This window comes from Mesorhizobium sp. WSM4807, assembly GCF_055811615.1.
Map to the genome: position 1 here is coordinate 167,776 of NZ_JBVVQY010000002.1, position 14,105 is coordinate 181,880.

Below are 14,105 nucleotides of genomic sequence, written 5' to 3' on the forward strand. Positions count from 1 at the left end.
GCTACTTCAGCGCGTTCGCTAAGGCCGAATGGGCGCGCGTCATGCCCCGCCTTATCGAAGATCGGATCATCACCAAGGCCGATCTTGGCGGCGTCGAGGATTTCTGTTTGGCGCGCGGTCTCGTTCGCGAGATCGACGCCATCATGCGCGACGATAGCGGCGCGATCGACCTGAAGCTTGTGCGAGCACAAGACAAGGCCATGCAGACGGCCCGGCAGCTTGCCGCCGAATATGGGCTGTCGCCCACGTCGCGGGCGCGCGTCGGTGGTCGCGACGATGACGACGACGACACAAACCCGCTGGACGTCAGATGACCGCCAGCACCTATCCCGAATGGATATTCGACGGCTCGCCGATAGACGACCCGCTCGGCTATGGCGACCGCGCCGTGCGGTTCCTGAGAAGCCTGAAGCATCCGAACAGCACCGCACCCGGTGGCGCATTCCAGCTTCACGATTGGCAGGAACGCATCGTAAGGCGGATCTATGGCCCGCGTCATCCAGACGGCCGGCGCATGGTCGAAACCGTGTTCTGGTTGATCCCCCGCGGTAACCGGAAAACCAGTCTCGCCGCGGCGCTGGCTCTGCTCCACACCATCGGTCCTGAGAAAGTCCCGGCCGGGCAGGTGATCTTTGCCGCGTCCGATCGCGAGCAAGCCGGGCTCGGCTTCAAAGAGGCCGCGAATATCATCCGCATGGACCGTCGGCTGATAGCCGCCACCAAGATTTACGACGCGCACAACAGCGTCAAAAAGATCGTCTACAAAAAGCAGGACGTATCGCTTCAGGCCATTTCGAGCGATGGCGCATCGCAGCACGGCAAGACGCCCGCGTTCATCCTGGTCGATGAGATACACGTCTGGAAAGGCCGCGACCTCTGGGAAGCGCTAAAGTCCGGTTTGGTCAAGACGCCCGGCACCCTTTTGGTGATCGCCACGACGGCCGGCCGTGGTTCGGAAAACATCGGTTTCGAGCAGTATGACTATGCCCGCAAGATCGCGCTCGGCACCGTCGACAACCCGGCTTTCCTGCCGATCATCTTCGAAGCTGCCAGTGACAACGGTTGGCAGGACGAAGCCCTATGGCATCGCGTCAACCCCGGCCTGAAGCATGGCTTCCCGAGCCTCAATGCCTTGCGCACGGCGGCAAAGGAAGCCGAACACCGGCCGGCGGAACGCCACGCCTTCAAGCAATTCAATCTCAATATCTGGCAAGCGCATAGCCGGACGCCGCTGTTTGACATGGCCGTCTATGACGAGGGCCGGTTCGAGTTCGAGCTTTCCGAGCTTGAAGATTTGCCGTGCTTCATTGGTGTTGATTTGTCTGTCAGTGGCGACCTAACCGCGATTGTCGCGGCTTGGCGACATGACGATGGCCGGATCACGGTTTACCCTTGGTTCTTCCTTCCCGACGACGACCTTGCCGGCCGTGCGGAACGCGATCGCGTTCCCTACGTCGAGTGGAAAGCCGACGGTCACCTTCAGACTAGCGCCGGCCCGATCGTTGAGCCGGAAGACATCGAAGCTCATATCCGCGAGTTGTGCGCCACCTACAACGTGCTTGAAGTCGCCTTCGATCCGCATCTTGCACGGATGGTGATGCAACGGCTTCACAACGAAGGCATCCCGGTCTTTGAGATGCGTCAAGGTCCGCTCTCCATGGGACCGGCGATCGGCGACCTGGAGCGCACCGTCAACGGTCGCAAACTTCGCCATAGCGGTCACCCGATCCTTCGACATCACTTCGATAGCGTCGTGGCATCTACGGGCGATACCGGCATCACGCGCATGCACAAGGCGTCGAACACTGACCGCATCGACGGCGCCGTTGCCGCCGCTATGGCGGTCAGCCGTGCGGCCGCCAACGACAACTCCCGCTCAATCTACGACCGAGACGATCTAGAAGAGCTATTTGCATAGGAAACGCCCCATGGCCGATGATCAGATTCTAGCCGTTGACCTTGTCGCTCGAGATAGCGATTTCCGGCGCACCTTCGAACGCGCTCGCCGTTCGGCCGTGTCGGACTTCGACAAGATCGAGCAGCGCGCCAAGACCATGACCACGCGCCTGGACGCATCCTTCGCCAAGATCGGCGGCGGACTGAAGGGGGGCTTGGTTGGCATGTTTACGGGTGTCGGTGTTGCCGCGACGGCCGCGCTGGCACCACTTGCGCTATTCAACAAAGCACTCGACACGATCGATATGGCTTCGCACTTGGTCGACACCGCCGACCGCATTGGCCTGTCGACAACTGCCTTACAGGAACTGGGCTTCGGCTTTGCACAGGCCGGCGTGGAGCAGTCCGAATTTGAAACTGGAATGGAGCAGTTTTCGAAGCGGATCGGCGAGGCAGCGATAAAGGGCGGGCGGCTTGCTGACATCCTGAAGGCGAACGGCATCGCCATTCGCGACAGCAACGGGCAGATAAGATCGTCGGAGCAGTTGCTAGGCAGCTATGCCGACCTGATTCAGAACGCGACGTCTGAGCAGGAAAAGATGCTCCTCGTAACCGAAGCATTCGGCCGGGGCGGCGGCGCAATGCTGGTCGGACTGAACGACGGCGCGCAAGGCATTCTCAACATGAAGAAAGCCGCCGAAGATGCCGGCGGCGTCATTGATGAGCAGCTGTTGCGCCGTGCCGAAGAGATGGGCGACCGATGGGACGCGGCCTGGCACCGCTTCACGGTAAGCTCGCAGTCCGCGATCCTGACTGCCGTCGAAGGCCTGGACAGCCTCAACGGCCGTATGGTCGAGTTTCTTAAGAACCGACAGGCTGCCGAAATGGGCAGCATGGCCGGCTCACTTGTCGGCAAGCCCGGCGACGTGCTTACCGGCCCGGGCAAGGGCGACAAGCCGGACGCCATCGATACGCGTATTGCACAGGCCTTCGGCGGCGAGATCACCAAGGCCGACGACAAGCTAGTTGAGCACCTTAAGGCCCGATACGGCAACGCAACGCGCCGGGCTACCATCATTCCCGGCGAGTCCAGCACCAGCGACAAGGCCGGCGGCACAGCGGCTAAGTCTTCAGCGCCAGACCGTCTTGAACGTGAGATCGCGCAAGCGGAAAGGCGCACAGCCGTCCTACGGGCTGAGACGGCAGCGCAAGCCGGACTGAATCCCCTGGTCGATGACTACGGCGCTGCGCTTACTGTTGCCCGCACGAAGCAAGACCTTCTCAACGCCGCACAGGAGGCCGGCAAGGCGATCACGCCGGAATTGGCGGCAACGATCGACCGGATAGCCAGCGCCTACGGTAGCGCCTCTGTAGAGGCGCAAAAGCTCGCCGATGATCAGGATGAAGCGAGGGAAGCCGCACAAGAGTGGTCCGGCCTTGGCCGTGACGTTCTCGGCGGCTTCATTTCGGATTTGCGCGCCGGCGCGTCGGCATCTGAGATGCTGGTCAATGCCCTCAACAAAGTCGCCGACAAGCTTGTCGACATCGCGATGAACGCCCTGTTCAACTCGTCGGGCGGCGGTGGCATTCTAGGAATGCTTGGAAGCCTGTTCGGCGGCACGTCGGCGTTTGCTCCTGGCATCATGTCGGGCTCGCTCGTTGGACTGTTTGCTAACGGCGGCCATGTTCGCGGCCCCGGCACGGCCACGTCGGACAGCATCCCGGCCCGGTTGAGCAATGGCGAGTTTGTCGTCCGGGCTAAGCAAGCAAGTAAGCACCGGGCGCTACTTGAAGCTGTGAACGACAACCGACTTCCCGGCTTCGCCGAGGGCGGGATTGTCGGCGGTGGCGCGCCTGTATTCGCCGGCAATAACAACCGCGCGCAACAGATCGCCATCAGCGCACCGATCACAGTCAATGGGAGTGCGGGAACACCCGAACAAAATGATGATCTGGCGAAAAAGATGGGCAGGCAGCTAGAGTCGACCATGCGCGGTGTTGTGGCCGATGAGCTAAGGCGGTCGACGCGTCCCGGAAACCCACTATCTAGGCGGCGATAGAACTTATTTAGGCATCTCGGCTTCGAGACTGCTATATTGTAATGCCTCGAATATTCGCAGCAGAAAAATGCCTGCCTCGTTGAGATTTCGTTAGGTGAACCGCCACCTTACGCGTATACTTTTGTGATCCGACCCGCTTGTCGTGACCATAGTTGCCAACATAGTTACATCGAAACACAAACCAAAGCTTGTTTGCGGATGGAGTTTCGACCAGGCATCACCAATTTGACCCTAAGCAGGCGCTGAGCTAATTGCCTCAACTTGCTACGAGACCCGGAATTGAAGGTAAGTTCCCTCTTGTGCATCTGCCTCGGCAGATAACCCTTACGTATGCGGCGAAGGCCGCTGGATTCGGACGATGATGATATGGCTAGGACGTGGCCGTGTCGCCCTTGAGCAAGGCAGTCGTCTCTCCCACCTGTTAAACGGTAACAGACAATCCCCCGGTTGAGGAACAGTCAGGCAGCCCATCGTCTTTCTTCGAATGGTTCATACAGCGCTTCTAGCGCCTATCGTTCGTTAAGTTCCTCAACCGGGGGATAGTCCTATTGCCGGTGTTGATTGGTTAAGCCTTCAAGAAACAACAACCCGGTCAAGAAAACAAAGACGACCGCGCGAAGCGCGGGCAAGGCCGAAGGCCGCGCAGGGAGGGCCGAAGGCCCGAGTAGACGTGCTTACCCCTTGACGGTAACGTTACCGTAGACCATACCGCGCTATGGCACTTACACCGGCAGAAAAGCAGGCACGTTACCGCGAACGACAGAAGCTGAAGCTTTCGGCTTTGGCTGAGGGTAACGTTACCGACATCTCATTGACGATCAAATCAGCGTCCGTCGAATGGCTCGAAACAACGCGGGCGATGATCGACGCCGAACTGGCCGGCCGTGGTAACGTCACCAGGGCGAAGCGCCAGCGCACAAGAATTGAGGATCATCCGGACTTCGGCCGGTTCTAGACGGTAACGTTACCTCGCCGGCTCCCGCCAAATCGCCGTGATAGGACTATTTACCTATTTTTCTCAACATCCCGGTTCAGAGTCTGCTATAATGTAATCAGTGGGGATTGGTCCTCTTCACTGGTCTACGACAAGCGTCAAACCGTCGGGGTTCTACTCCGGCGGTTTTTCTTTGGTGATAAGTCATCGATGACTTAGGCTAAGTATTTGAAATTATTGCGTTATATGTCTTGCGCGCCTTCGCGATATGACTCATACCTAGCGGGCAAACCGACCAATGGAGAACCCGCTTGGAAAACGTTTACATCGCTAACGACACTTACGCCCGGCTCACCCAGGCACTCGCCGTGATCGAGCCTTGCCCATTTACCGGCAAGCGGGAGCCATACCAGATGGTCGACGCGCTTATGGCGGTTTGGATTTGGCCGGCGAGCGTCCAGGCGGAAAACGCTAAGCCGTTGATCTAATTCAAGTTCATAAATAACCGCTTTTATTCACTTGTGATCCATCATCACATGTGACGGATAGGTATTCCCCGCAGCAATTACTGCCCCGGCCTGACGGCGCTCACACCGCTGTCAGGCTTCAGGCGGTTGGAGAACCAGCACATGACCGACCTACAGCTTAGCGACCCTTACGCGATTGACGAGCTTGACCTTGCCCGTGGCGCTATCCACGTCATTGACGACCTTGAACTTATCCGTGTCGCAATCGACGCCATCGATATTCCTGATACCAAGCCGGCCCCGGTTCCGGCTCTCGTCCAACCGGTGCTTGACGGCGAGGTGATCGTGCCGGTGCTTGACGGCGAGGTGATCGTGCCGGTGCTTGACGGCGAGGTGATTGTGCCGGCGACCGATGCCGAACTCGCCGACGCAGCCGACCGCATCCACAAACTATTCGACGGTATCGGTGGCAGCATGTTTGAGATCGGCGAGGAGCTGGTCGCGATCAAGGCCAAGCTCGATCATGGCGAGTTTGGCAAATGGATTAAAGCCTCCTCGTTCCCTATCACCGATAGGACAGCGCAACGCTATATGAGCGTTGTCGAGAAGTTCGACGGTGGGAAATACGACACAGTGTCGGTTTTGCCGATAACCCTCATTCAGAAGCTCGCCGCCCCGACCGTGCCGGACGTGCTTCGCGACCAAGTGCTCGCAGAGATCGGCGCAGGCAACACGCCGGCGCCGAAAGATATCTTGTTCCGGATCGCCGACGCCAAGGACAAACAGGAAAAAGAAAAAGCCGAAGCGGACAAGATCGCGCGGAAAACCGAAGGCAAGACGCCAGAGCATGCGGCCAAGATCAAGGCGAAGTTGAAGGCTAACAAGGCAAGCCAGATCGCAGCCGATACGGCCTTGAGGGAGAAGCACGAGCAGCAACAGAAGGACTGCGAGCAGGCCGCCAGTGACGCCGTCGTGTTCCTGCAGCAGCATCTCGGCGTGGAGTTCCTGAAGTTCCGGAAACTCTACAGGAAGTCCAGTTATTTCTTTATCCACGCCATGAACAAAGCGGCGAGCATGAAGGCCGAGAATGAGCTTGTGAGTGAGGCGGCGTGATCCACACCATCGAACTCGAAACCGCCTATGGGCGTGTCAAGGCTACTTGGCAGCAAGTCGGGCGCGTGATCGTGGTGCGCTACGGCGAGCGCGAGGAGAAAGCCAAGGCCGGCGTATCGGACGCAACGAATGAGTTTGTTGCGCGAAACGTCGTGCAAGGCTGGATCGCAGCCGACATGCGGGAAGGCGAGTAGCCTTCGACGGGCCGGACAGCCAGATGAAAAGGGCGCGGATCACACCGCGCCGTTTTGACCTGGGCGCGCCGACAGACCGCCAAGGGGTGCTGAATGCGTTATTGTATGGCCCTCTTGATCGTCACGGGGATACATTCAATGCGACTGGGCATATCAAACGGGGGATGGATTACGCTTCCATCGTTCCCGCAAGAACCAGTTAGATAAAAATCATCTCCCATCTTGATGCTTAAGCAATTGCGAAAGTCTCCGGCAACTGCGCAAGCTTGGCGGGCCTCGCCGTATTCGGTGCAGAGCGCCGACAAGTTACACAGGACATTTGTTCGCTCAGCTCTCTCCGCCGCTTTCTGAGAGGCGGCTAGCTGTTCATCGAGACGTCGTTGGGCCTGTTCCGCAGTTTCTATCGGTGGAGGTTTGTAGGTAGCCACTTGGTAGATCGTTTGACCCGCCCAAACGAAAATTCCAAACAACAAAACGAGCCAAAAAAAGTGAGCTTGGGAAAAACGGGCGAGCTTGGCAAAAGCAAAGTAAATGACCAAGCCAATAGGGTCCTTAGCGGGCGTGGGAGGCGGCGTTGGTGGTGCTTCGTTGCTCATTGACTTGAGTATTGCACCGAGATTTAGCAAAAGACCAGTGGGTCTATCTATGCGGCTAATGCGTCTAGATACGGCAAGGCCCTATCACGTCGCGATGCGACCGGGACTTGACTCTGGAGTTCCCTTTTTGTTCTCATAACGCATGGTGAAGCGTAGTGGCAGGCCGTCGCCGGTGCGGGCGTCCTGTCGGTGCTCAAAGTATCAGGAAGAACCGTCTCGCGGCATCATTCCGCTTCAGCCGCTTGAAATCGACTCGCGTAGCGCGCTGATCTACGAAGTTGCCGAGATCATTACCTGGGCACTCACCGGGCCGGCTATCTGCGTGTTGGAACTTGCCGAGATGATCGTGGACACGGTGCAGGAAGCAGCCTAGCCGCCTGACCCTCTCCGATCGACCACAAGGCCCCGGCTATTTCTTGCCGGGGCCTTTTTTTTCATCCTGCCCAAGGGCGGATGCAGAAACCCGTTTAATCTCGGAAGACGTTAGCTTGCCTGTCCGCAAACCCTTGGATGCAACTGACGAGACGCTTTGACTCGTCTGCTTGTGTCCACCGCCGCTCTTTTTTGGAGCCATCACAAAATCTCCTTTGTTGCCCGACTCACATTCAAGCACTCAAGAAGTGTATCCCTTTTGTTCTGCGCGTCAACGCGCCCCATTGACCGACCGGGAGCCCGCCGCTCACCCGGTGGGTTTTTCGTTATCGTGAGAACAGAGTAATCAGGATCAACGCCAGCAAAGCCAGAAATGTGTAGCGCTGATACTTCAAGAGCGCCTTGCCATGATCATGAGCGGCGACGCCCGCCTTTTCCTGACCGTCTATCCCTAGCATCTTGTCGATCACACTTGCGTCTTCGTCATTGTCGTCTTCGTTCAATTTCATCTCGCCGGTCGAAATGGCGATGGACTCAATCCGTGCATTGGCGCTGGCGATGCTGGAACCCTTCATAAGCAGACCGTAGTCGTGAGACATCCACGGTTCGGAAAGACTCGCCGACACTTCAGACTCGAACAATTCCGCCAGGATGCAGAGTTTCACGGACTTCAGGGGGCGAGGGCTGATCGAAATTGCGGTCACCAGCCTTGAGAACTTGTCTTCATCCAGAAACAGCGAGGCCATCAGTGATGCCTCATGCTTCTCGCCGCCTCCCGATTCCTCATACGCGGAAAGGAACGTGAGCGCTCCCGGCTCATCTTCCATCAAGCCGCCTTCAGGAACTTCCTTCGACGACATCCCTGAGAGACCTATTCCGTCGAAGACGGTCGCCTTGTTCTTCCCGCCGATTTGCCCCGGCGGAAGCGGCCTGATCGTCGCGTCGGTCACAGTCCGGTAAGATGCGATTTCGCCGCCTTCCATACTGAATACAATAATCTTGTCATGAAGATCGCCGGAAAACTTGATGTAGCTGCGATCAGCGTAGGCATCAGGCTTAGCCGCCCCATAGTTCGACGGCCATTCGACAAATCTAATTATCTCAAATGAGATGATTTCAACGTCTATCGTCTTCGGCACACATGTCCGCATGAACGGACGACCGCTGTTGAGCAGCTTGTCTTCATGGATTGTGAAGTCGTTGACCAACTTCCACTTAGGACTACCTGAAAAATCCCCCATATCCCCCCCGTCGGTTCAAGGCTCTCACAGTAGCGTATAGGCCAAAGGGCTTTGTCCGTTCTCGTTTGTTTATAGACTCGGCCCCTTTGCCGCCCTGACCTTTTCTTTACGTCGCCGATGCGTCAATCATAGATTCGGGAGCAGGGGGGATAACCATGCCAATGACACGTGAAGAAGCTATTGAAGTCCGGAAGCTGGCCTATGATGATTACCAGAAAAGCAAGCGCCACGCGTATCAGTTGAACGCCGATTATGGGAAATGGCTGATAGCATCCCTCTTGTTGGTGCATGGCGCTGCCGTCGCCTTCCTCGCACAAAGCGACCGGCTATCTAAGACGGTGCTGCCCTCGGTGTTCTGGTGGCACATTGCCGGGCTACTTCTGGCCTTTCTGTGCGGCTTTCTGGTTTGGGCGAATTGGAGCTTTCACGCTCGCATCTATGAAGCCGTGAACCCCGGCATGATCTACGATGATGAGCATTGGCCGAATTTCGATGATGGCACAAACCGATGGATTAACTGGACCCATTGGACCGGCATCGGTGCGGGCGTCCTGTCGGTGCTTTGTATCCTGGCGTCGTCGCTCGCGGCTTATCGTTTGATGACGCCGTGATCCTCGCGAATAGCGTCTTGGCTGGTCGTGATGTTGTAGAAGTTGCGCATGCAAAGAGGCTTACTCGTCTTTGGTGGACGTGACTCTGATAGATTCGAGCACCTTAATCAGCTTAGATTTCGATCCGACCAACCATCTAAGTGCACTTGGGTCGGGATAACCTTCCATTTCTTCCAAATCGTCTATCACGTCGCAAATGTCATTTACCTCCTTGGAGAGAGATGAAACGAATTCACTACTATGGGATAGGTCTTCGAATTCAATTCTGCTATAATTGTATTCAGAATCGGTCACGTTAAAAGATGTTCCGTTATTTGGCTCATTCAAGTATGCAGAGCAAGCTGCGTCTACTGCGTCGTAAGCGAGGATCGTTTGAACTTTCTTTGATTTGACGTTCTCGACATGAAACGGCTTCAACATTGCTTCCGACCCCGGCAGATAGGCCCGCGATTAATAAGCCAGATTTGTGCTAGAGACCAGAGTCGTCCGGCGCATCCCCGCAGCGTGCCACGTGGATCATCCGCTTGGCTGTAACACTTAGCGTTCTCTAATGTTATCTAAGCGGTTGAAAAATCAGCAAAAAAGAAGCGTGGCTGGGGCGCCAGGATTCGAACCTGGGATTGTCGGTACCAAAAACCGATGCCTTACCACTTGGCTACGCCCCAGCAACGGGAACATGCCCGTTGCGCGCGCGGCCTTATAGGACGAGCCGACGGAAAGCTCAATGCCGAGAATAGCGCTATGTGAAACTGGACCGTAGCCAGCGTTTCGGTCCGTCCATCATCGTCCTGGATGGGGAACTCTGTCGCTATTCACCCCAGACGGCCATTTCATTGCCGGCCGGATCGATGAAATGGAACCGCCTGCCACCAGGGAATGAGAAGATCGGCTTGACGATCGTGCCGCCGGCATTTTCGACGGCGCCCAGGGTTTCTTCCAGGTGCTCGGAGTAAAGCACGGGAAGCGGCTTGGCGGGCGCTTCGCCGGCATCAGCCTGGAAGCCTCCGTCAAGACCTTCTGAAAACGCCGAATAGGTCGGCCCGTAGTCGGTGAACGCCTAATGCATGTCGCGCAAAAGTGTGCAGCGGTTTTCCGATAACGACATGCATAAAACAACAACCTAAAGCGAGTCGCGTGAGGTCGGTCGAACGCGACGCGCTTTAGGAAAAGGCGGCGCTGTAGAAAGCCTTGAGCATATCCAGCGTTCCACCAGTTGCCGGCATTTCCAGATAATCGAGTTTTCCGGTCAGTCTCATGGCGTTACCCCTTGGTTCCTGTTATGTTCTACTTAAATTGCCATCGGAGCCGCAAGTCTTTTTGGCATCGCTTTTTCTTAATCGATTGTAGAAGCCGGCTGGCTTTGCCGACGCCTTGCCTTTCGCACTGCAGCATCATATCGCTCGTGTAGGGACACGATGGAACTTCGGCTTCGTCAATCTTTTCAATCTCCTGCAACCGGAGAGCAAGCATGACCAAATGGGTCTACACCTTTGGCGACGGCGCTGCGGAAGGCCGTGCCGGCGATAGGAACCTCCTGGGCGGCAAGGGCGCCAATCTGGCCGAAATGTGCAGCCTGGGCCTGCCCGTGCCTCCGGGGTTCACCATCACCACCGAGGTCTGCAACGCCTACTACGCCAACGGCCGCACTTACCCGGCCTCGCTGGAGGCGGACGTCGCGGTTGCGCTTGACCATGTCGGCCGGCTGACCGGGCGCCGTTTCGGCGATCCCTCGAAACTGCTTTTGGTGTCGGTGCGTTCCGGTGGCCGCGCCTCGATGCCCGGCATGATGGACACCGTGCTCAATCTCGGTCTGAACGACGAGACGGTCGAGGCGCTGGCCGCCGATTCAGGCGATGCGCGCTTTGCCTATGACAGTTACCGGCGTTTCATCCAGATGTATTCCGATGTCGTCATGGGCCTCGACCATGAGGTGTTCGAGGAAATCCTCGAGGACCAGAAAGGCGGGCTCGGCCATGAACTCGACACCGAACTGACGGCCATCGAATGGCAGGGCGTGATCGCACTCTACAAGGCCAAGGTCGAGGAGGAACTCGGCAAGCCGTTTCCGCAAGATCCGAACGAGCAGCTCTGGGGCGCAATCGGCGCCGTCTTTTCGAGCTGGATGAACAACCGCGCCATCACCTATCGGCGCCTGCACGACATTCCCGAAAGCTGGGGCACCGCGGTCAACGTCCAGGCCATGGTCTTCGGCAATATGGGTGAGACTTCGGCCACCGGTGTCGCCTTCACCCGCAACCCGTCGACCGGCGAAAAGATGCTCTATGGCGAGTTCCTGGTGAATGCGCAGGGCGAGGATGTCGTAGCCGGCATCCGCACGCCGCAAAACATCACCGAGGCGGCGCGCATCGCCGCCGGCTCCGACAAGCCTTCGCTGCAGAAGCTGATGCCGGATGCCTTCCAGTCTTTCGTCACCATCTCCGACCGTCTGGAAAAGCACTACCGCGATATGCAGGATCTCGAATTCACCATCGAGCGCGGCAAATTGTGGATGCTGCAGACGAGGTCCGGCAAGCGTACCGCCAAGGCGGCGCTCAAAATCGCCGTCGAGATGGCGCGGGACAAGCTCATTTCAAAGGAGGAGGCCGTCGCCCGCATCGATCCGGCCTCGCTCGACCAGTTGCTGCATCCGACCATCGATCCGACGGCGGCGCGCGATGTGATCGGCATCGGCCTGCCCGCATCTCCGGGGGCTGCCACCGGCGAGATCGTCTTTTCCTCCAATGACGCCGAGGAGCTCAAGACGCAAGGCCGCAAGGCGATTCTCGTGCGCATCGAGACCAGTCCCGAGGACATCCACGGCATGCATGCGGCGGAAGGCATCCTGACCACGCGTGGCGGCATGACCAGCCACGCCGCGGTGGTGGCGCGCGGCATGGGCAAGCCCTGTGTGTCGGGCGCGGGCTCGCTGCGCGTCGACTACAGAGCCGGCACCCTGATGGCGATGGGATCGACGTTCCGCAAGGGCGACATCATCACCATCGACGGCGGTAACGGCCAGGTGCTGAAAGGCGCCGTTCCGATGCTGCAGCCGGAGCTCTCGGGCGATTTCGCCGCCATCATGGAATGGGCCGATGCCGTGCGCCGCATGAAGGTGCGCACCAATGCCGAAACGCCGCTCGACGCGCGCATGGCGCGTTCCTTCGGCGCCGAAGGTATCGGGCTTTGCCGCACCGAGCACATGTTCTTCGAGGGCGACCGTATCGTTGCCATGCGCGAGATGATCCTGGCCGACACCGAAAAGGGCCGGCGAACGGCGCTCGCAAAACTCTTGCCCATGCAGCGCTCGGATTTTCTCGAACTGTTCGAGATCATGGCCGGCCTGCCGGTGACGATCCGCTTGCTCGATCCGCCGCTGCATGAATTCCTGCCCAAGACCGAGGAAGAGGTGGCCGAAGTCGCCGCCGCCATGGACGTGTCGCCCGACAAGCTCAGGCAGCGCACCGAGGCCCTGCACGAGTTCAACCCGATGCTTGGCCATCGCGGCTGCCGGCTTGCGGTTTCCTATCCCGAAATCGCCGAGATGCAGGCGCGCGCCATTTTCGAGGCGGCCGTCGAAGCCGGCAGAAAGGCCGGCGCGCTGGTGGTTCCGGAAATCATGGTGCCGCTGGTCGGTCTGGTGAAGGAGCTCGACTATGTCAAGGCGCGGATCGACGCCGTCGCCAAGAGCGTGATGGAGGAAACCGGCGTCAAGATCACCTATCTTACCGGCACCATGATCGAACTGCCGCGCGCCGCGATCCGCGCTCATGTCATCGCCGAGGCCGCCGAATTCTTCTCTTTCGGCACCAATGATCTGACCCAGACCACCTTCGGCATCTCACGCGACGATGCGGCCTCGTTCCTGGAGACCTACCGCCAAAAGGGCATCATCGAGCAGGATCCGTTCGTGTCGCTCGACATCGAGGGCGTCGGCCAACTGGTGCGGATGGCGGCCGAAAAAGGCCGGGCAACGCGGCCGGAGATCAAGCTCGGCATTTGCGGCGAACATGGCGGCGACCCGGCGTCGATCCATTTCTGCGAGGAGGTCGGCCTCGACTACGTGTCGTGCTCGCCCTACCGCGTGCCGATCGCCAGGCTGGCTGCCGCGCAGGCGGCGGTACAGCCTGCAAAGAATGGCCGCAGGTAAGGGGGCACGATGTCGGCCATGACCGCATCACCGACTGATCGGCAGGACAGGTCTCGAGCCGTCCCTCTCAGGCTGGTTTGGCTTCGATCGTCACCTTGTTGGGATAGAACGCGCCGTGATCGCGGATTTCGATCATCTCGTCGAAAGGCTGCTCATACGCCCACATCGCATTCTTGCCTGCTTCCGCGGCGGGCAGCACGCTCCAATAGCTCGCATCGCCCTTGTAAGGGCAGTGGGTCGACAGTTCCGTCTTGCGTAGCTGATCGAAATTGATGTCTTCGAATGGAATGTAGAAGACCCGGGGGTAGGGGGATTCGGTCAACACCTTGGCCCTCGTGGACGAGGCAATGACCGCGTCGCCAGCGCGTACGGTCACAGTTCCGATGTAGGGCTCGACAGTGATCACTTTACCCGGGTTGCGTTGAAAGCCGGGTGACGGATTGGCGATCTGGTCCATGACGGGTTCTCCTTGCG

Annotated in this window: 12 protein-coding genes, 1 tRNA gene and 2 pseudogenes; 10 read left to right on the top strand and 5 right to left on the bottom strand. The window is 58.4% G+C overall.

Features of this window, described 5'->3' with window-relative positions:
- Positions 1-41 precede the first annotated feature (41 nt).
- The 8 genes from AC0L3N_RS03130 (at position 42) to AC0L3N_RS03165 (ending at position 7,633) form a co-directional block, all read left to right on the top strand.
- The gene (locus AC0L3N_RS03130; protein ID WP_473545515.1) at positions 42-314 is read left to right on the top strand and encodes a P27 family phage terminase small subunit; all 273 of its coding nucleotides are present in this window, start codon (positions 42-44) and stop codon (positions 312-314) included.
- Positions 311-1,918, top strand: coding sequence for a terminase large subunit (locus AC0L3N_RS03135; protein WP_473545517.1), 1,608 nt, complete (start codon positions 311-313; stop codon positions 1,916-1,918). Before AC0L3N_RS03130 ends, AC0L3N_RS03135 begins: the two co-directional genes overlap by 4 nt.
- A gap of 10 nt (positions 1,919-1,928) precedes the next feature.
- Complete coding sequence (locus AC0L3N_RS03140; RefSeq protein ID WP_473545519.1) at positions 1,929-3,956, top strand: hypothetical protein; 2,028 nt, start codon at positions 1,929-1,931, stop codon at positions 3,954-3,956.
- Positions 3,957-4,671: 715 nt separating this feature from the next.
- Positions 4,672-4,911 carry a hypothetical protein gene (locus tag AC0L3N_RS03145; protein ID WP_473545521.1) on the top strand — a complete coding sequence of 80 codons (240 nt, stop codon included), beginning with the start codon at positions 4,672-4,674 and terminating at the stop codon, positions 4,909-4,911.
- A gap of 290 nt (positions 4,912-5,201) precedes the next feature.
- Positions 5,202-5,378, top strand: a complete 177-nt coding sequence (locus AC0L3N_RS03150) for a hypothetical protein (RefSeq protein ID WP_473545523.1) — start codon at positions 5,202-5,204, stop codon at positions 5,376-5,378.
- A gap of 303 nt (positions 5,379-5,681) precedes the next feature.
- Complete coding sequence (locus AC0L3N_RS03155; protein WP_473545524.1) at positions 5,682-6,470, top strand: DUF3102 domain-containing protein; 789 nt, start codon at positions 5,682-5,684, stop codon at positions 6,468-6,470.
- Positions 6,467-6,664, top strand: coding sequence for a hypothetical protein (locus tag AC0L3N_RS03160; RefSeq protein WP_473545526.1), 198 nt, complete (start codon positions 6,467-6,469; stop codon positions 6,662-6,664). The genes AC0L3N_RS03155 and AC0L3N_RS03160 overlap by 4 nt, the downstream gene beginning before the upstream one ends.
- A gap of 738 nt (positions 6,665-7,402) precedes the next feature.
- Positions 7,403-7,633, top strand: coding sequence for a hypothetical protein (locus AC0L3N_RS03165; RefSeq protein ID WP_473545527.1), 231 nt, complete (start codon positions 7,403-7,405; stop codon positions 7,631-7,633).
- Between the two features lie 325 nt (positions 7,634-7,958).
- Here AC0L3N_RS03165 and AC0L3N_RS03170 read toward each other — a convergent pair whose 3' ends face one another.
- Positions 7,959-8,873 (bottom strand): hypothetical protein, encoded by a 915-nt coding sequence (locus AC0L3N_RS03170; RefSeq protein WP_473545529.1) that lies wholly within the window; start codon positions 8,871-8,873, stop codon positions 7,959-7,961.
- Positions 8,874-9,034: 161 nt separating this feature from the next.
- Here AC0L3N_RS03170 and AC0L3N_RS03175 point away from each other — a divergent pair, with 161 nt between their 5' ends.
- Positions 9,035-9,484: a hypothetical protein gene (locus tag AC0L3N_RS03175; protein ID WP_473545531.1), complete on the top strand. Its 450-nt coding sequence runs from the start codon at positions 9,035-9,037 to the stop codon at positions 9,482-9,484.
- 590 nt (positions 9,485-10,074) lie between these two features.
- Here the strand turns inward: AC0L3N_RS03175 and AC0L3N_RS03180 are convergent.
- The 3 genes and pseudogenes from AC0L3N_RS03180 to AC0L3N_RS03190 all read right to left on the bottom strand — a co-directional run.
- Positions 10,075-10,149 (bottom strand) — tRNA-Gln (locus tag AC0L3N_RS03180).
- A 143-nt stretch (positions 10,150-10,292) separates the two neighbouring features.
- Positions 10,293-10,538 (bottom strand): annotated as a pseudogene (locus tag AC0L3N_RS03185) (VOC family protein); the annotation flags it as partial.
- A 109-nt stretch (positions 10,539-10,647) separates the two neighbouring features.
- Positions 10,648-10,740 (bottom strand): annotated as a pseudogene (locus tag AC0L3N_RS03190) (VOC family protein); the annotation flags it as partial.
- Positions 10,741-10,952: 212 nt separating this feature from the next.
- Here AC0L3N_RS03190 and ppdK point away from each other — a divergent pair.
- A complete protein-coding gene (gene ppdK, locus AC0L3N_RS03195; protein ID WP_473545533.1) occupies positions 10,953-13,631 on the top strand; it encodes a pyruvate, phosphate dikinase in 2,679 nt (892 codons plus the stop codon).
- Positions 13,632-13,698: 67 nt separating this feature from the next.
- On the opposite strand, the gene AC0L3N_RS03200 is transcribed toward ppdK, so the two are convergent.
- Positions 13,699-14,088, bottom strand: coding sequence for a DUF427 domain-containing protein (locus AC0L3N_RS03200; RefSeq protein ID WP_473545535.1), 390 nt, complete (start codon positions 14,086-14,088; stop codon positions 13,699-13,701).
- Positions 14,089-14,105 lie beyond the last annotated feature (17 nt).